Origin of the sequence: Leifsonia sp. Leaf336, from assembly GCF_001423695.1 — a bacterium.
Lineage (GTDB): Bacteria > Actinomycetota > Actinomycetes > Actinomycetales > Microbacteriaceae > Leifsonia.
In genome coordinates, this window is sequence record NZ_LMOZ01000001.1 from 1,359,761 (window position 1) to 1,377,126 (window position 17,366).

The window sequence follows — 17,366 nt, forward strand, 5'->3', positions numbered from 1 at the left end:
TGCCCCGGGCATAGGATCGTGGGGTGAATTCGCGGCGGTCCTGGGTCATCTTCGGGATCGGGGTGTTCGCTTATCTCGTCGCCGTCATGCAGCGCACCAGCATCGGCGTCGCCGGTGTGGCGGCCACCGAGCGGTTCCATGTCTCGGCAGCCGTGCTCTCGTCGCTCGCCGTCGTGCAGCTGATCGTGTACGCAGCCATGCAGGTCCCCGTCGGCGTCCTCATCGACCGGGTGGGCTCCCGCGCGCTCATGATCGCCGGCACGGCGCTGATGGTGGTCGGGCAGGTCACCGTCGCCTTCGCGCCGACGATCACGTTGGCGATCATCGGCCGCATCCTGGTCGGGGCGGGCGACGCCACGGTCTTCACCTCTCTCATGCGGCTGGTGAACTCGTGGTTCCGCGGCAAACTGGTCCCTCAGCTCTCGCAGTGGATCGGCAACATCGGTCAGCTCGGCCAGGTGCTGTCGGCCGTCCCGTTCGCCCTCCTGCTGCACCAGTCCGGCTGGACGACCGCCTTCCTGAGCGCGGCGTCGGTATCGGTGGTCGCGCTCGTCGGCATCGTCGCCGCCATCCGCGACCGGCCGGTCGGATCGAGCGAGGGGCCGCGTCCCGCCTCCTGGTCGGAGTCGATCCGGCAGCTGCGCATCAGCCTGGCGCGGCCGGGCACGCAGCTCGGCTTCTGGTCGCACTTCACGACGCAGTCGTCTGGCACCGTCTTCAGCCTGATGTGGGGTCTGCCGTTCATGGTGTTCGCGCTGGGCATCGACCCGGCCGAGGCCAGCGGCCTCCTCATCGTGTCTGTCGTCGCCGGACTGATCGCAGGGCCGATCCTCGGGCTGCTGACCGCCCGCTTCCCGCTGCGGCGCAGCAACCTGGTGCTCGGGATCGTCGCGATGATGGGACTGGTCTGGGCTCTCGTGCTGCTGTGGCCGGGAACCCCTCCGCTCTGGTTGCTGATCCTGCTGCTGGTGGCGATCGGCATCGGCGGACCCGGATCGCTGATCGGTTTCGACTTCGCACGCACTTCGAACCCGCTGCACAGTCTCGGGTCCGCCAACGGCATCGTGAACGTGGGAGGGTTCCTCGCCAGCTTCGTGATGATGTTCCTCATCGGCGTCGCCCTCGACGCCCAGAACACCGCCCACACGACCGCGGGACTGTACGCTCTCGACTCCTTTCGCTGGGCCTTCGCCGTGCAGTACGTGATCGTCGGGATCGGCGTCGTCTTCCTGGTGCGGGCACGCCGCCGCACGCGCCGGCGGCTGGCGCAGGACGAGGGAATAGAAGTGGGGCCTCTGTGGGTTGCACTCATAGACGTTTGGCGGAGGCGAAGTGGTCGGGAGCCTGGCGAGAACGTGCAATAATTGATATCTGGACCCGTTCATGTCCTGGGGTCGGAGCACTCGATGGTGCCCGTCGCACTCACCCAGTACTTGACATGGGTCTTAGTAATGTCCGCACGCGACCTGAGTCGGGCGCCCGGTCGGCGCACCACGGCCTTCCGCCCGGTATGAAAGGTGTTCACATGGCAACCCGTGCAGCTACCAAGGCCCGCGAGGCCGAAGTCGTAGACGAAACCGAAGAGGTCGCCGCGGCTGAGGGGACCGCGACGAAGAAGCCTGCGGCCAAGAAGGCCGCCAAGGCGCCCGCGAAGAAGGCGACCACCAAGAAGGCCGCCAAGGGCGACGACGACGAAGAGCTCGACGACGACGCCGAGGTCGAGATCGACGTGGAAGACGCCGCCGAGGCCGACGACGCCGAGGACGCTGACGAGACCGAGGGCGACGACTCCGAGGAGTCCGGCCCGAAGGGCGAGAGCGCCGCCGTCCAGGCCGCGGCCGACGCTCCGCTGCCCACCGACGCACTCGTGCTCCGCGCGGTCGACGAGGACGACGACGTCCCTGTCTACTCGACGACGATCACCGGCGCGACGGCCGACCCGGTCAAGGACTACCTGAAGCAGATCGGCAAGGTCCCGCTGCTGAACGCCGCGGAGGAGGTCGAGCTCGCGATGCGTATCGAGGCCGGCCTGTTCGCGGAGGACAAGCTCGCGAACACCCCGAACATGCCGAAGGAGCTCGAGCGCGAGCTTCGCTGGGTCGCCCGCGACGGCCAGCGCGCCAAGAGCCACCTGCTCGGTGCGAACCTGCGCCTCGTGGTCAGCCTCGCCAAGCGCTATACCGGCCGCGGCATGCAGTTCCTCGACCTCATCCAGGAGGGCAACCTGGGCCTGATCCGTGCGGTCGAGAAGTTCGACTACACCAAGGGCTTCAAGTTCTCGACCTACGCCACCTGGTGGATCCGTCAGGCGATCACGCGCGCGATGGCCGACCAGGCCCGCACCATCCGCATCCCGGTGCACATGGTGGAGGTCATCAACAAGCTGGCCCGTGTGCAGCGCCAGATGCTGCAGGACCTGGGCCGCGAGCCCACCCCCGAGGAGCTGTCGAAGGAACTCGACATGACCCCGGAGAAGGTCATCGAGGTCCAGAAGTACGGTCGCGAGCCCATCTCGCTGCACACGCCGCTCGGCGAGGACGGCGACAGTGAGTTCGGCGACCTGATCGAGGACACCGAGGCGGTCGTCCCGGCCGACGCGGTCGGTTTCACCATGCTGCAGAAGCAGCTGGAGAGCCTCCTCGACTCCCTGTCCGAGCGCGAGGCGGGCGTGATCCGCATGCGCTTCGGCCTGGGTGACGGTATGCCGAAGACGCTCGACCAGATCGGCGACACCTTCGGCGTGACGCGTGAGCGCATCCGTCAGATCGAGTCGAAGACGATGGCGAAGCTCCGCCACCCGTCCCGCTCGCAGTCGCTGCGCGACTACCTCGAGTAAGGTGCGCTACCGACTGGCGGTCATCGCCGGCCGCCTCGCCCGCTGGCTTCTGCGCCTGCGGGGAGGCGGCTCCGCGGTGCCGGGGCGTGTCGCGCTCGCGATCGCGCCGAAGTTCCTCGAACGTGCTGTCAGCCGCCTCCCGCTCGGCGTCGTCTTCGTCTCCGGCTCGAACGGCAAGTCGACCACGACGAACATGCTCACGGCCATCCTGCGCGAGCACGGGCTGAACGTCTTCACGAACCCTTCCGGAGGCAACCTCCCGCAGGGGATCGCCTCCGCCCTGCTGGCCGACGTGCCGCTCGACGGCTACGTCCGCGGCGACGTCGGGGTGATCGAGGTCGACGAGGCGTACGGCGTCGATCTGGCGAACGTGCTCAAGCCGCGCGGCTCGCTGCTGCTCAACGTGCAGATCGATCAGCTCAACCGGTTCTTCGAGCCCACCCGGGTGATCGGGATGCTCCGCACCATCGCCGAGCGGTCGGGCGAGTTCGTCGTGGTGAACGCCGACGACGACAGCCTCGCGCGGGTCGGGGCCGAGCTCGCGGCCGCGGGCCGGGACGTCACCACGTTCGCGGTGGCGCCGGCGATCATCGAGTCCTCTCCGAACGGTCTCGCCAACGTCACCGACTTCTCCGGTGCGGCCGCGGGAGCGCTGCCGGTTCCGGCGGTCTTCGTCAGCAAGCTCGAGACCCAGAGCGCGCAGTTGACCATCGGCGGCGAGTCCGTCCGCATCGGCCTTCCGGCGCGCGGCCTCCATTACGCGGTCGACGCGGCCGGGGCGACCGCGATGGCGCGCCGCGTGCTGGGCGACGATTTCCGCTCGGAGGCCGTGGTCGCGGCGATGAGCTCGCTCCGGACCGTCTACGGCCGCGGCGAGACGCTGCGGGTCGGCGACGAGGACATCGAGATCATCATGATGAAGAACCCGCCGAGCCTGCAGCTCAACCTCGACTACCTGAGCCACAGTCCCGAGCAGGTGTTCGTCTCCGTCGACGAGGGCACGCCCGATCCGTCGTGGGTGTACGACATCGACCTCTCCAAGCTGGAGCACGTCGACATCGTGTCGGGCACGAAGGCCTGGCAGTTCGCGACCCGGTTCGCCTACGCCGGCATCGAGGTCGACCAGGTGATGCCGGAGCTCAAGCCGGCCCTGCAGGCGTTCCTCGCCCTGCCGAAGCCCGCGCGCGGCACCAAGACGATGATCGTGAACTACGAGCAGATGATGGCGATCCGCAAGCAGCTGGGCTTCCTCGACCTGGAAGGCGGAGCCGCATGACCGTCCTGCGCATCCTCCACCTCTACCCCCGCGAGCTCGGGATCAACGGCGACGCGGGCAACGTGCTCGCGCTGGCCGAGCGTGCCCGCTGGCGCGGTGTGGAGGCCGAGGTCGTGACGCACGCACCGGGCGGCGACCTGCCCACCAGCGTCGACATCGTTCACATCGGCTCCGGACCGCTCTCATCGCAGCGCGCCGTCATCCGCGACGTCGCGCGCATCGCTCCCCAGCTGCGGCAGTGGCGGGATGCGGGCGTCCCGATCCTCGCGATCGCCGGCGGCTGGCAGCTGCTCGGCACCGAAATCGAGACACCGGAGGGCGAGACGCTTGCGGGCGCCGGTGTCTTCCCCACGCGCGCCGCGCTCGGCTCGCGTCGTCACGTCGCCGAGGTGGTGGTGAAGACGCGCGACGGCCTCACGCTCGCCGGGTTCGAGAACCACTCCGCGACGACGAAGCTGGACGGCGGCGAGCCGCTCGGCGATGTCGTGAGCGGCTTCGGCAACGGCGACCGCACGGAGGGCGTCGTCGTCGGCAGTGCGATCGGCACGCACCTGCACGGTCCCGTCCTCCCGATGAACCCGGCTCTGGCCGACCGGCTGCTGCAGACCGCGTTGCGCGGCGAGCTTCCGCCGGTCACGCAGACCGAGCGCGTCGACCGCTACGCGACGAACGCCCGCCGGGCGATCGCCGAGCGCCTCAACGTCGCGCTCTGACACCCGGGAGGGTGGTCAGTTCTCGTAGACGCGGGGGACGCGCGCGCCGACGCCGGTGACCATCTCGTCGGCGATCGTCTCGGCCCAGTCGGCGTACTTCTCCGCGGTGACGTCACCGGACCGGCCGGTGCCGAACAGCACGGCCGTGTCGCCCACGTTCACCCGGGCGGAGCCGGGGTCGACGATCATCGAGTCGACCTCCACGTCGATCACCGGGCAGCGGTGGCCGCCCAGCAGAACGGACGTCTTGGCTATGCCGAGCGTCGGCACACCGTCGCCATAGCCGATCGCGAGCCGCGCGCGGGTGGTTCCGCCGACGTGGACCTCGGTGACGGGGGCCTCCAGGCGCATCACGGGCTCCAGCCCGAGCTCCGCGCCCGTGCAGTTGTCGAACGGCGAGAACCCGTAGGCGGCGATGCCGAAGCGCACGAAGTCGAATCGTGCCTCCGGCATGCGGATGCCTGCTGAACTCGCCGCGAGGTGCAGCACCTCGAACCGGGCACCCCGCTCCTCCGCCTCGGCGACCGCGCTCCGGAACTCCACGAGTGCGGCCTCGTCGTCGGCGATGGAGGCGTCTGCCAGGTGCGACCACGCGGCACGGATCCGGACGATCCCGCGCCGCTCGAGGTCGAGGGCGGTGTCGATCAGGTGCGGCCACTCCTCACGCGTTGCGCCGTTGCGGCTGAGCCCGGTGTCGACCTTGAGGTGCACCACCGCGGGCCGGTCGGCGCCGGCCTCGGCGATCGCCTTCAGCTGCCAGACCGCGGAGATGCCGAGCTCGATGTCGACCTCGATCGCGGCGCGCCAGTCGGTGTCGCGGCCGTGCAGCCACGCGAGGAGCGGAACCGTGATGCCCGCACTGCGCAGCACGAGCCCGGCCGGGACCTCCAGCACGGCGAGGGAGGTCGCCCCCGCCTCCAGCCCGGCCTCCGCGATCGGGATCAGGCCGTGGCCGTACGCGTCCGCTTTCACGGCGAGCATGGTCTGCGCCGGGGCGATCAACTGGGTGAGATGCGCCACATTGCGGCGGAGGGCCGCCAGATCGATGACCGCGCGGGGGAGGGGCTCGGCGATCGCGTCCACGATGGTCATGCGGCGCTGCTCCTCGTGCTGTCGGTGGTCACGGCGTGTAAACCCGTTCGATGCGTCGGCCCAGCCGGCTCGCGATGACCGGCGCGGCGACGCCGAGCGCGGCCTCCCAGTCGGCCGCCGAGGGTTCGCCGCGCGCCGGGTCGCCGAACAGGATGACCGGATCGCCGGGAACGGCGTCGGCGTCGCCGATGTCGACGACGAACTGGTCCATCGCGATGCGGCCGGTGATTCGCCCCGTCGTCTCGCCGACGAGCACGGGCGCCTTGTTGGACGCCACCCGCAGGATGCCGTCGGCGTAGCCGAGCGCGACCAGCACGAGCGTGCTCGGTCGCGCGGTGCGGTACGTGTAGCCGTACGACACGCCCCGGTCGGCCCCGACGCGCTTGACGGCGATGATCTCGCCGGTCAGCCGAAGGGCGGCAGCCGTCGGCCGGGAGGCGATGAGACCGAACAACTCGGGGCCGAGGAGGTTCTCCGGACCGCGAGCATGGCGGCCGGCCGGGACTCCGATATGGGCGGGGACGGGAATGCCCTCATCGGCCAGGGCCGAAGCGTCCTCCACCCGGGAGACGAGAAAACCGCCGACCCCCGCGTCCGTCAGCGCACGCGCCACGGGGATGAGCCCGTGGCCGTACGCGTCGGCGCGGAGGTCGGCGGTGCAGTCGGGGAGGGGTGCGGTGGCTGTCTCTGAAGCGTTCGAGCGGATGGCGTCGAGATCGACGAATGCGCGTCTGCGCACGCCGGTGGCTCCTGCCATCGCCCGATCAGCTCCGTCTCGAGGCTCGCCCGCGTTCCCGCGGCAGACCTAGGCGCGCTGCTCTTCGAAGAGACGCGCGGTCTCGTCGTGCCAGCTGTGCGCGATCTGCGAGAGCTTCTCCTGGTGCTTCTTGCCGTGGTGGGCGCAGAAGAGGAGTTCGCCGTTGTTGACGACGACGCGGATGTACGCCTGAGCGCCACAGCTGTCGCAGCGGTCCGCGGCCGTCAGTTGCGGCCCCGACTCGAGCTCGTCAACCGCACCGTTCTCCGAGGTGATAGTAGACATGTGATGCTCCTTTCCGTCGCAACCGGTGAACTCGGTATCTCTATAGAACCACGTAAACCCGGCTCCCAGGCGCGTATTGGCTGCTATTTCGCTCAACGCGTAGCCTCCGGCCTCGCGGGTGTCGATCGCGGGTTCACCCGGCGCACCGCTTAGTGTGGAAGATGCGCCGCGCCTTCGATCCGTAACGGGCGCGCGCGGAACACGCACGGAACACAAGGAGCGCTCGTGGCCAGCTCGGACTATTCGGCGAGACACCTCTCGGTGCTCGAGGGCCTGGAAGCGGTGCGCAAACGGCCCGGCATGTACATCGGTTCCACCGACTCCCGCGGCCTCATGCACTGCCTCTGGGAGATCATCGACAACTCCGTCGACGAGGCGCTTGCCGGGCACGGCACGGCGATCGAGGTCATCCTGCACTCCGACGACAGCGTCGAGGTGCGCGACACGGCGCGCGGCATCCCGGTCGACGTGGAGCCCAAGACCGGGCTGACCGGTGTGGAGGTCGTGTTCACCAAGCTGCACGCCGGCGGCAAATTCGGCACGGGTTCGTACGCGGCGTCCGGCGGCCTCCACGGCGTCGGCGCGTCGGTCGTCAACGCGCTGTCCGAGCGGCTCGACGTGGAGGTCGACCGCGACGGCAAGACCTGGGCGATGTCCTTCCACCGCGGTGAGCCCGGCGTGTTCGCCGACGGCTCGGCCGCGCCGAGCCCCGACGCCACCTTCTCGCCGTTCGTGAGCGGCAGCGAGCTGCGCGTCGCCGGCAAGGTCGCCAAGGGCGTGACGGGCACGCGCATCCGCTACTGGGCAGACCGCCAGGTGTTCACGAAGGGCGCCGAGTTCTCGGTCGACGACCTGATCGGCCGCGCCCGGCAGACCGCCTTTCTGGTGCCGGGTCTCGCGATCACCATCGACGACAAGCGGTCGCCCGAAGGGGAGCGGACCACCTTCAGCTACGACGGCGGCATCTCGGAGTTCGTGGACTTCCTCGCGCCCGACAGCCCGATCACCGAGACCTGGCGGCTCACCGGGGAGGGCCACTTCACCGAGACGGTGCCGGTGCTGTCCGACGGCGGCGCGATGGTGCCGACCGAGCTCAAGCGCGAGTGCCAGGTCGACATCGCCCTGCGCTGGGGCACGGGCTACGACACCGTGATGCGGTCGTTCGTCAACATCATCGCGACGCCCAAGGGCGGCAGCCACCAGACCGGGTTCGACCAGGGGCTGCTCAAGTTCCTGCGTCAGCAGGTGGAACAGAACGCGCGCCGTCTCAAGGCGGGTACGGACAAGCTCGAGAAGGACGACGTGATGGCGGGCCTCACCGCAGTGCTCACGGTGCGCCTCCCCGAGCCGCAGTTCGAGGGCCAGACCAAGGAGGTGCTCGGCACTCCGGCCGTGCGGACCATCGTCGCGAACGTGATCCAGAAGACGCTCGCCGAGCGTTTCTCGTCGTCGAAGCGCGACGACAAGACGCAGTCGGCGCTCGTGCTCGACAAGGTCGTCGCCGAGATGAAGTCGCGGATCTCCGCGCGGGCGCACAAGGAGACGCAGCGCCGTAAGAACGCGCTCGAGACCTCCTCGCTGCCCGCGAAGCTCGTCGACTGCCGCTCGAGCGACGTGGCCAACAGCGAGCTGTTCATCGTGGAGGGCGACTCGGCCCTCGGCACCGCGCGTCGCGCCCGCGACAGCGAGTACCAGGCGCTGTTGCCCATCCGCGGCAAGATCCTCAACGTGCAGAAGGCCTCGGTGTCCGACATGCTGTCGAACGCCGAGTGCGCGGCCATCATCCAGGTGATCGGCGCGGGTTCGGGCCGGTCGTTCGAGCTGGGTTCCGCGCGCTACGGCAAGGTCATCATCATGTCGGACGCCGACGTCGACGGGGCGCACATCCGCACCCTGCTGCTGACGCTGTTCTTCCGCTACATGCGTCCGATGATCGAGGAGGGACGCGTGTTCGCGGCCGTGCCTCCACTGCACCGCGTGATCGTGGTGAATCCGGGATCGAAGCCCAACGAGACGATCTACACGTATTCGGAGGCCGAGCTGCAGGCGGTGCTCGCGGACCTGAAGAAGCGCGGCAAGAAGTACCAGGAGCCGATCCAGCGCTACAAGGGCCTCGGCGAGATGGATGCCGACCAGCTGGCGACGACGACGATGGACCGCACCCACCGCACGCTGCGGCGGGTGCGTGTCGCGGACGCGGAGGCCGCGAACCGCGTGTTCGAGCTGCTGATGGGCAACGACGTCGCCCCGCGCAAGGAGTTCATCATCGCCGGCGCGGACGACCTGAGCCGCGCCCGCATCGACGTGTAGTCGGCAACGGAGGAGATCTGCGTCGCGGTGCCGCGCGGAGGCAGTTAACGAAGGAATTCCACGCCTGCTTGCGCCGCAAACTCCTCCGTTGGCCAAGCCGAGGCGGCTCGGATCGTTATGGACGCTCCGCGCCGTCAGCGGAGGAGATCCGGGTGAAACCCGGCCCGGACTCCTCCGTTACCCGAGGGCGTGCTCGGTCGGCGGCGGGATCTCCTCCCTTGCCCGCCTACGCCAGGCGGCGGCCGATGGAGCCGACGACCATGTCGAGCGGCGTGCCCGAGCCGTCGCGGCGTGCGCCGCCCTCGGGGAGCACGCGCGAGGCGCCGTCCGGTCCGACCGCGAGCGCGGGGGAGGCGCCGACCCAGGCGAGCGAGAGCTCGGTCTCGCCCTTGAGGAAACGCTGCGACCGCACGCCGCCGGTGGCCCGGCCCTTGGCGGGGAACTCGCCGAAGTCGCTCACCTTGCCGCTGCCCGGGTCGGCGCCGGGGAGGGTCTGGTCGCTGACGGCGATGGTGACGACCTCCGCCTGGTCCCGCTCGGAGGCCTCCACGGCCCCGAAGAACACGACGTGGGCGTCTGCGCCCAGGTTGATGCCGGCCATGCCGCCCGCCGAGCGGCCCTGCGGGCGCACCGACTTCGCGCCGAACCGCAGCAGCTGCGCGTCGCTCGCCACGAAGACGAGCTCGGCGTCGTCGGAGGTCTGCACGGCGCCGACCACGGCGTCGCCGGCCTTCAATGCGATGATCTCGAACTCCGGCTTGTTGGCCCAGTCGCCCGGTGTGACGCGCTTGACGATGCCCTGCCGGGTGCCGAGGGCGATCGGCAGCGGCGAGTCGAGCGAGACCACCGCGAGCACGCGCTCCTTGCGGTCGGCCAGCGCGAGGTAGTCGCCCACCTTCACCCCGGCACCGAGTTGCACCGAGTTGAGGGGTGCCGCGGGAAGGTCGACCGGCGAGAACCGGATGAGGCGTCCGCGGTCGGTGATCGCGCCGATCTCGCTGCGGCTCGTCGTGTCGAGCCCCGAGAGGATCGCGTCGTGCTTGCTGCGGCGGGCGGGAGGCTGGATGCGGTCCAGCCCCTCGCCTTCGCCGCCGGCGTCCACACGGAGGATACGGCCCGTGGTCGACAGATAGACGCGGCAGGGGACGTCGGCGACCTCCAGCTGGACGGTCATCGCCTTGCTGCGGGAACCGGCGCCGGCGATCGACGGCTTGGCCTCGGTGAGCAGCGTGCGGCGCGGGGTGCCGAACTTCGCGGCGACCTGCTCCAGCTCGTCGGACACGAGCTGCTCGATGCGGGCACGACTGGCGAGGATCTTCTCCAGCTCGGCGATCTCGGCCTGCAACTGGTCGCGCTCGGTCTCGAGCTCGATGCGCGAGAACCGGGTCAGTCGGCGCAGGCGCAGCTCGAGGATGTAGTCGGCCTGCAGGGTGCTCAGGTCGAAGACCTGCTGCAGGCGTGTGCGCGCCGCGTCGGTGTCGTCGGAGGTGCGGATGACCTGGATGACCTCGTCGATGTCGAGGATCGCGACGAGCAGGCCTTCGACCAGGTGCAGCCGTTCCTTGCGCCGGCGCAGTCGGAACTCCGAGCGCCGGGTGACGACGCGGACGCGGTGGTCGAGGTAGACGCGCAGCAGCTCGCGCAGACCGAGTGTCTGCGGGCCGCCGGCGACGAGGGCGACGTTGTTGATCGCGAAGCCCTCTTCGAGCGGCGTGTGACGGTAGAGCTGCTCGAGCACCGCCTCCGGGCTGAAGCCGGTCTTGATGCCGATGACGAGACGGAGGCCGTGCTGCCGGTCGGACAGATCGGTGACGTCGGAGATGCCGTTCAGCTTCTTGGCGTTGACGCCGTCCTTGATCTTCTCGATGACCTTCTCGGGGCCGACCATGTACGGCAGCTCGGTGACCACCAGGCCGCTCTTGCGGGCGGTGATCGACTCGACCGACACCTTGGCGCGCATCCGGAAGCTGCCGCGACCCGTGGCGTAGGCGTCGCGCACCCCGGAGAGCCCGGCGATGGTTCCACCGCTCGGGAGGTCGGGGCCGGGGACGTAGTCCATCAGCTCGTCGAGCGTCGCCTCCGGGTTCGCCAGCAGGTGCCGCGCCGCGCCGACGACCTCCACGAGGTTGTGCGGGGCCATGTTGGTGGCCATGCCGACGGCGATGCCGCTCGCGCCGTTGACGAGGAGGTTCGGGAAGGCGGCGGGCAGCACGTCCGGCTGCAGCAGCTGGTTGTCGTAGTTCGGGACGAAGTCGACGACGTCCTCGTCGAGGTCCTCCGTGAGCGCGAGCGCGGCGGCGGCGAGCCGGGCCTCCGTGTAACGCGCAGCCGCCGGGCCGTCGTCGAGCGAGCCGAAGTTGCCGTGGCCGTCGACCAGCGGGACGCGCAGGGTGAAGTCTTGCGCCATGCGCACCAGGGCGTCGTAGATGGCGCTGTCGCCGTGCGGGTGCAGCTTTCCCATCACCTCGCCGGTGACGCGCGCGGACTTGACGTGACCGCGGTCGGGCCGCAGTCCCATCTCGGTCATCATGTAGAGGATGCGGCGCTGCACCGGCTTGAGGCCGTCCCGGGCGTCGGGGAGCGCTCGCGAATAGATGACCGAGTACGCGTACTCGAGGAACGACCCCTGCATCTCCGTCGTGACGTCGACGTCTTCGATGCGTTCTGTTGTCGGGGCCTGATCGTCTGCTGGTGTCATTCGTGCATTCGGTGATGGGGCGGCAGGAGGCGCGGGTTCGACGGCTCCCGTCCGTCCAGCTGTGACAGACTGGGCCGGATGCCCCCCATGCTACCGGCCGCGTTCACCACCCCGGCGAGCCTCGCCACGGTTCTGCCGAGTTGCCTCGCAGCGGTGCAGGGGCAGGAGAACGCGCTCGGCCTCCGCCCGCTGCAGCATGCGGTGGTGGTCGTGGTCGACGGCCTCGGGGCTGCCGCTCTGCGGGCACGGGAGGGCCACGCGCGTACGCTGGCCTCCCGCCTCGGAAAGACGACCACGATCGACGCGGGATTCCCCACGACGACGGCCGCAGCGCTCGCCACTCTCACCACAGGCACGACGCCCGGAGAGCACGGGTTGGTCGGCTACCGGGTGCGCGACGACGCGGGGAGGCTCAGCAACCAGCTGAGCGGCTGGGACGAGCGGATGGACCCGGCGACCTGGCAGCGCTCGCGGACGGTGTTCGAGAGGGCGTCGACCGAGGGCGTCGCCGCGTACGCCGTCGGGGTGCCGGCCTACGCCGACTCGGGTTTCACCCATGCCGTCCTCCGGGGAGCCGAGTTCATCGGGGGCCGCACGATGGCCGATCGGTTCGACGCCGTGCGGGAGATCCTCCGCACGCCGGGCCCCGCGCTCACCTATCTCTACGTCGCCGAGCTCGACCAGGCCGCCCACGCGCGCGGCTGGGAGTCGCCGCGGTGGACCGCGGAGCTGGAGACGCTCGACGGTCTCGTCGCGCAGCTGGCGGCCTCACTCGGCCCGGCCCACGGCGTGCTGGTGACGGCCGACCACGGGATCGTGGACATCCCCGAGAGCGGCCACGTGCTCTACGACACCGCGCCGGAGTTGCTGGAGGGCGTCGAGGAGATCGCGGGAGAACCGCGACTGCTGCACCTTTATGTCGACTCCGGCGCGTCCCCCGAGGAGGTCGCCGCCCGCTGGAACGCGGTCGAGGGCGGCCGGTCGTGGGTCGCGACCCGGGCGGAAGCCATCGCCGCCGGCTGGTTCGGTCCGACGGTGGACCCGGCGGTGGCGCCCCGGATCGGCGACGTGCTCGTCGCCGCCCGCAAGCGGATCGCCTACTACGACTCGCGCGACCCGCAGCGCACCGGGCGCAGCATGATCGGGCAGCACGGCTCGCTCACGGTGGAGGAGACCCGCGTCCCGCTGCTGCGGTTCGGCGCGGCGGTCTGACCGCGCGAAGCCGAGCTGCGCGCGGGGTCAGGCCAGGTCGTCGTCCGTGCGTGCGCCGAAGACGATCTCGTCCCAGCTCGGCATCGCGGCACGGCCCTTGCGGCGGCCGCCGGTGGGTGCCTGCTCCTGCTGAGAGGACGCGGGCGACGGCGCGGAGGCCGGGGGAACAGCGGGAGTCGCGGGCCGCTCCGACGCGGGCGCGAACTCCTCGACGATGGTGATGCTCTCCTCCACGAGCCGGAACGGCAGCGGGTCGAGAAGGGTGGGCTGCTCGGTCTCAGCGGGTCCGGCCTCGGGTCGGCCGTGCTCACGGCGGTCCGGCAGCTCGGTGCGCGGCGGAGTCCGGTCGTCGTAGGTGGCGGCTTCGCGCTCTCCACGCCGGCGCCGCAGAGCCTCCAGCAGGTCGGCGGTCTGGTGGAGGTCGCGCGGCGTCTCGTCGGCGCGGTTGATCGCCGAGACGGCGATGGAGTTGCTGGCGCGCCCCGGAGCGTGCGGCTCCAGCGGCTCGAGCGGCTGCGTCACCTCGGGGCCGAGCAGGTCGACTCCGGGCGCGGGGAAGGTGAAGGCGCCGCTGTCGAAACGGGAGGTGTCCGGCTCGCCCTCGTGCGGCAGCACCGCGCGCAGTCGCGGGATGAGCGCGCCTCCACGGAGCTCGCCGGCCTGCGAGAGCGTCGTGGCCTCCGAGTTCAGCGGAGCGAGCGCGTGCTTGCGGAGGTCGTAGCTCCAGCGGGCGTCGTGGTCGATCTCGTCGGCCGTGAACTCCAGCTTGACGATCCAGCCGGTCTCCTCGTCCTTCCAGCTCGCCCAGCGCTCTCCGGCGACGCCGAGGGAGGCCAGCCGGTCGCGGATGACCGAGCCGAAGGTGTCGGGGTCGCCCAGCGGGTCGACCTCGGCCGCGGTGCGCACGGGCACGCTGAGCGCGCTCGCGACGACGTGCTCGCGTTCGGCGACGATCGGGCCTTCGAAGCGCTGGACGTAGTCCAGCGGTGCCCCGGTGACCGCGGCGACGTCGTCGGCCGACATCCCGGAGCGGATGTGCGCCTGGATCTCGCGCGGGGAGAGTTTGGGCGTTTCGGCGGACGCCTGCTGACGCACCTGCCGGATCTTCGACTGCAGCGTGTCGTCGACGGCGATGCGGAAGCGCTCACCGTCGTCGCCGACGGCGACGATCGCGCCGTTCTCGACCCCGATGACCTTCAAATCCTGCATTGTGATGCCTTCCGAGCTCGCGTTCGTTCCGGCCCAGAATGCCACGAGAACGGGGGCTTTCGGGGGAATACCCCGGGCGTGCCGGAAGTTGAATACCGAGCAATCACTGAGAGGCTCCTGCGTGGTTTTGCTATTCGCAGGGGATTGATGCAAACTATGGCCGCCGATTGCGAGAATCGGCCGTTACGACGAGAAGTGGATGGGCATGGCAACGGATTACGACGCACCGCGGAAGACCGAGGACGACTCCGAGTCGATCGAGGCCCTCAAGGAGCGAGTTCCGGACAAGATGTCTGGTGTCGTCGACGTCGAGGACGCCGACAACCCGGGCGGCTACGAGCTCCCCGGTGCCGACCTGTCGGACCTCGACCTCGACGTCGTGGTGCTGCCTCCTCAGGCTGACGAGTTCACCTGCGTGAGCTGCTTCCTGGTGAAGCACCGCTCGCAGATCGACCACGAGAGCAAGCTCGGACCGATCTGCGTGGAGTGCGCCGCGTAAGCCGCGCACCGCACCGCTACGACGCCGCTAGTCCCCGAGGGGGCTGGAGGAACGTCGGGCCTCATCGAGAACCCGGACCAACTGGTCCGGGTTTCTTGTTGAGATCAGCCAGTAGGGCGCCGGGTCGTCGACGTCGAGCACCGGCACCTTGACGACCGGCTTGATCCAGCCGCGGATGAGCAGCCAGGCGCGGGCGTCGAGACGCTGGCCGCGCTCGAGGGTGGCCTCCTCGGCCCGGAAGGCCTTGGGCTCTCCGATGAACTCGAGCGGGATGCTCGCGTGCCCGGCTTTCAGCTCGTCGGACGTGACACGGATGACCGGCGCGGAGACCAGCAGCGCGACCACGATGGCCGCGTAGAAGACGATCGCGAGCACGACGCCGACGGTGAAGTTGATCGGGGCGAAGACGAGCATCACGGCCGGCACGACCAGGATGGTGGAGATGAAGAGCCAGGGGGTCGCCCAGAGCCGTTCGCGGTAGAGGTCCATACGCCTATTCGATCATCCTTCGTGCACTACCCTCGACACGTGACCGAAACCGTGGACGTCCCGATCATCGCTCAGCACCTTCCGGCGTACGCCCACCCCGGTGACGCCGGCGCCGACCTGTGCGCGGCGGAGGCCGTCACGCTGGCCCCTGGCGAGCGGCACACGGTGCCGACCGGCGTCTCGATCGCACTTCCCGAGGGCTACCTCGCCTTCGTCGTTCCTCGCAGCGGCCTCGCCATGCGGCACGGCATCACCATCGTCAACGCGCCGGGGACGGTGGACGCCGGCTATCGCGGCGAGATCAAGGTGACCGTCCTGAATACGGACAGGTCGATGTCGTACGATATCGCCGTCGGCGACAGGATCGCCCAGCTGATCGTCATGCCGGTCGTGCAGGCCCGGTTCGTCCCCGTCGACACCCTCCCGGACAGCCACCGCGGCTCCGCGGGCTTCGGCTCGTCCGGCTACACCGTCACCCAGGCAGGAGAACACGCTTGACCGACAGCAGCGACACCCCCGGCGAGGACCTCGCGGCTCCTCAGGACGCGGACAAGTCCGCACCGGAGGATCGTGAGACGGAAGGTCCCCTCGACGAGAGCGAGGCGAACCCGGTCCGTCCTTATGTCGACCTCGGCGGCGTCAAGATCCTTCCCCGCGAGGGCCTCCACCTGCGATTGGAGGTCGAAGAGGAGTCGCAGCGCGTCGTCGCCGTCGGCCTCGACTACGCGAACTCCACGCTGCAGGTGCAGCCGTTCGCCGCGCCGCGCTCCACGGGGCTCTGGCACGAGATCCGCGGCCAGATCGCGGAGCAGGTTCAGCGCCAGGGCGGCCGCGTGAGCGAGCGCGACGGCGTCTTCGGCCCGGAGCTCGTCGCCGAGATCCCCGTGGCCCCTCCGCAGGGCGCGCCCGGCGAGACCCGTGTCGCGCGGTTCGTCGGCGTCGACGGCCCGCGCTGGTTCCTGCGCGGCGTGATCGCGGGCGACGCGGCCGTCAAGCCCGATGCGGCCGCGCTCGTCGAAGACCTCTTCCGCAGCATCGTCGTCGTCCGCGGCAATGTGCCGATGCCTCCGCGCGACCTCATCCCGCTGCGCATGCCGTCGGCGCCGAGCGCCGGCGACAGCGGCTACTCGTCTCTGTGAGCGGTGCCGACGTGACCGATCAGCAGCACGACCCGGAGAAAGGCGCAGAGGCGTCCGGCGCGGAGGAGTCCGGCGCTGTGGAATCCGGCGCCGTGGAGCACGACGATCAGGTCGCCTCCACCGTCGGCGAGTCCCTCGCCCGCGCGGCGCGGAACTCGGGCATGGGCCAGCTCGTCGACGGCGGCACGCCGACCGGCACCGCGCTGCTCTCCGCCCTCGGCGGCGTACGGGGACTGCTGGAGACCATCCTTCCCGGTCTGGTCTTCCTCATCCTCTTCACGTTCACGCAGAACGTGCCGCTCTCCATCGGCGTCTCCGTCGCGGTCGCCGTGGTGTTCACCGCGGTGCGGATCATCGGCAAGACGCCGGTCACCCAGGCGCTCGCCGGCCTGATCGGCGTCGGGCTGTCCGCGATCTTCGCGCTCATCACGGGCCGCGGCGAGGACAACTTCATCCTGGGCATCTGGACCAACGCCGCCTACGCGGCCGCCCTCCTCATCTCGATCCTGGTCCGCTGGCCGCTGATCGGCCTCGCGGCCGGCTACCTGATGGGCGACGGTCTCGCCTGGCGATCGGTGAAGTCGAAGTTCCGGGTCATGCAGGCGCTCACGTTCCTCTGGTTCCTGCTCTTCGCCGCGCGGCTCCTCGTGCAGGTTCCGCTTTATCTGGCGCACACCGACGCGGCCACCAGCGCGCTGGCGCTCACGAAGCTGCTGATGGGCGTGCCGCTGTACGCCCCGCTCCTGCTGGTGACCTGGTTCGTGGTCAAGGGGCAGTTCCCGCAGAAGCCGCAGCAGGCGACGCGCTCGTCGGAGAAGAACGCCGGCTAGCCGGCACCGCGTCCAGGAGGG

Annotated in this window: 16 protein-coding genes; 10 read left to right on the forward strand and 6 right to left on the reverse strand. The window is 70.0% G+C overall.

The window, feature by feature from the left end; genetic code table 11:
* Nucleotides 1-23 precede the first annotated feature (23 nt).
* From ASF88_RS06605 to ASF88_RS06620, 4 genes are all read left to right on the forward strand, one after another.
* Nucleotides 24-1,364: an MFS transporter gene (locus tag ASF88_RS06605; protein WP_055915723.1), complete on the forward strand. Its 1,341-nt coding sequence runs from the start codon at nucleotides 24-26 to the stop codon at nucleotides 1,362-1,364.
* A 161-nt stretch (nucleotides 1,365-1,525) separates the two neighbouring features.
* Nucleotides 1,526-2,836, forward strand: coding sequence for an RNA polymerase sigma factor (locus ASF88_RS06610; protein ID WP_055915725.1), 1,311 nt, complete (start codon nucleotides 1,526-1,528; stop codon nucleotides 2,834-2,836).
* A 1-nt stretch (nucleotide 2,837) separates the two neighbouring features.
* Nucleotides 2,838-4,112 (forward strand): MurT ligase domain-containing protein, encoded by a 1,275-nt coding sequence (locus ASF88_RS06615; RefSeq protein ID WP_055915727.1) that lies wholly within the window; start codon nucleotides 2,838-2,840, stop codon nucleotides 4,110-4,112.
* The gene (locus tag ASF88_RS06620) at nucleotides 4,109-4,825 is read left to right on the forward strand and encodes a type 1 glutamine amidotransferase (RefSeq protein WP_055915729.1); all 717 of its coding nucleotides are present in this window, start codon (nucleotides 4,109-4,111) and stop codon (nucleotides 4,823-4,825) included. Before ASF88_RS06615 ends, ASF88_RS06620 begins: the two co-directional genes overlap by 4 nt.
* Nucleotides 4,826-4,840: 15 nt before the next feature.
* On the opposite strand, the gene ASF88_RS06625 is transcribed toward ASF88_RS06620, so the two are convergent.
* The 3 genes from ASF88_RS06625 to ASF88_RS06635 form a co-directional block, all read right to left on the reverse strand.
* Entirely contained in the window at nucleotides 4,841-5,917 is a 1,077-nt protein-coding gene (locus ASF88_RS06625; RefSeq protein WP_055915731.1) for an alanine racemase, read from the reverse strand.
* Nucleotides 5,918-5,945: 28 nt separating this feature from the next.
* Nucleotides 5,946-6,656 carry an alanine racemase gene (locus ASF88_RS06630; protein ID WP_055916795.1) on the reverse strand — a complete coding sequence of 237 codons (711 nt, stop codon included), beginning with the start codon at nucleotides 6,654-6,656 and terminating at the stop codon, nucleotides 5,946-5,948.
* 66 nt (nucleotides 6,657-6,722) lie between these two features.
* A complete protein-coding gene (locus ASF88_RS06635; RefSeq protein ID WP_055915732.1) occupies nucleotides 6,723-6,959 on the reverse strand; it encodes a DUF7455 domain-containing protein in 237 nt (78 codons plus the stop codon).
* A 225-nt stretch (nucleotides 6,960-7,184) separates the two neighbouring features.
* Here ASF88_RS06635 and ASF88_RS06640 point away from each other — a divergent pair, with 225 nt between their 5' ends.
* Nucleotides 7,185-9,269 carry a DNA gyrase/topoisomerase IV subunit B gene (locus ASF88_RS06640; protein ID WP_055915734.1) on the forward strand — a complete coding sequence of 695 codons (2,085 nt, stop codon included), beginning with the start codon at nucleotides 7,185-7,187 and terminating at the stop codon, nucleotides 9,267-9,269.
* 226 nt (nucleotides 9,270-9,495) lie between these two features.
* Here the strand turns inward: ASF88_RS06640 and ASF88_RS06645 are convergent, their stop codons facing one another.
* Nucleotides 9,496-11,967, reverse strand: coding sequence for a DNA gyrase/topoisomerase IV subunit A (locus tag ASF88_RS06645; RefSeq protein ID WP_055915736.1), 2,472 nt, complete (start codon nucleotides 11,965-11,967; stop codon nucleotides 9,496-9,498).
* A gap of 78 nt (nucleotides 11,968-12,045) precedes the next feature.
* On the opposite strand from ASF88_RS06645, the gene ASF88_RS06650 reads away from it, so the two are divergent.
* A complete protein-coding gene (locus tag ASF88_RS06650; RefSeq protein ID WP_235493305.1) occupies nucleotides 12,046-13,179 on the forward strand; it encodes an alkaline phosphatase family protein in 1,134 nt (377 codons plus the stop codon).
* A 27-nt stretch (nucleotides 13,180-13,206) separates the two neighbouring features.
* Here the strand turns inward: ASF88_RS06650 and sepH are convergent, their stop codons facing one another.
* Entirely contained in the window at nucleotides 13,207-14,388 is a 1,182-nt protein-coding gene (gene sepH, locus ASF88_RS06655; protein WP_055915740.1) for a septation protein SepH, read from the reverse strand.
* 205 nt (nucleotides 14,389-14,593) lie between these two features.
* Here sepH and ASF88_RS06660 point away from each other — a divergent pair, with 205 nt between their 5' ends.
* Nucleotides 14,594-14,887, forward strand: a complete 294-nt coding sequence (locus tag ASF88_RS06660; protein WP_025155643.1) for a DUF4193 domain-containing protein — start codon at nucleotides 14,594-14,596, stop codon at nucleotides 14,885-14,887.
* Between the two features lie 27 nt (nucleotides 14,888-14,914).
* Here ASF88_RS06660 and ASF88_RS06665 read toward each other — a convergent pair whose 3' ends face one another.
* Nucleotides 14,915-15,376, reverse strand: a complete 462-nt coding sequence (locus tag ASF88_RS06665; protein WP_055915744.1) for a DUF3093 domain-containing protein — start codon at nucleotides 15,374-15,376, stop codon at nucleotides 14,915-14,917.
* A 39-nt stretch (nucleotides 15,377-15,415) separates the two neighbouring features.
* Between ASF88_RS06665 and dut the strand changes: the two genes are divergently transcribed.
* From dut to ASF88_RS06680, 3 genes are read left to right on the forward strand one after another with little or no spacing between them, the layout of a single operon-like run.
* The gene (gene dut / locus ASF88_RS06670) at nucleotides 15,416-15,874 is read left to right on the forward strand and encodes a dUTP diphosphatase (RefSeq protein ID WP_055915746.1); all 459 of its coding nucleotides are present in this window, start codon (nucleotides 15,416-15,418) and stop codon (nucleotides 15,872-15,874) included.
* Nucleotides 15,871-16,515: a DUF3710 domain-containing protein gene (locus ASF88_RS06675; protein WP_055915748.1), complete on the forward strand. Its 645-nt coding sequence runs from the start codon at nucleotides 15,871-15,873 to the stop codon at nucleotides 16,513-16,515. The genes dut and ASF88_RS06675 overlap by 4 nt, the downstream gene beginning before the upstream one ends.
* An 11-nt stretch (nucleotides 16,516-16,526) precedes the next feature.
* The gene (locus tag ASF88_RS06680; protein WP_082518846.1) at nucleotides 16,527-17,345 is read left to right on the forward strand and encodes a DUF3159 domain-containing protein; all 819 of its coding nucleotides are present in this window, start codon (nucleotides 16,527-16,529) and stop codon (nucleotides 17,343-17,345) included.
* Nucleotides 17,346-17,366: the final 21 nt, after the last annotated feature.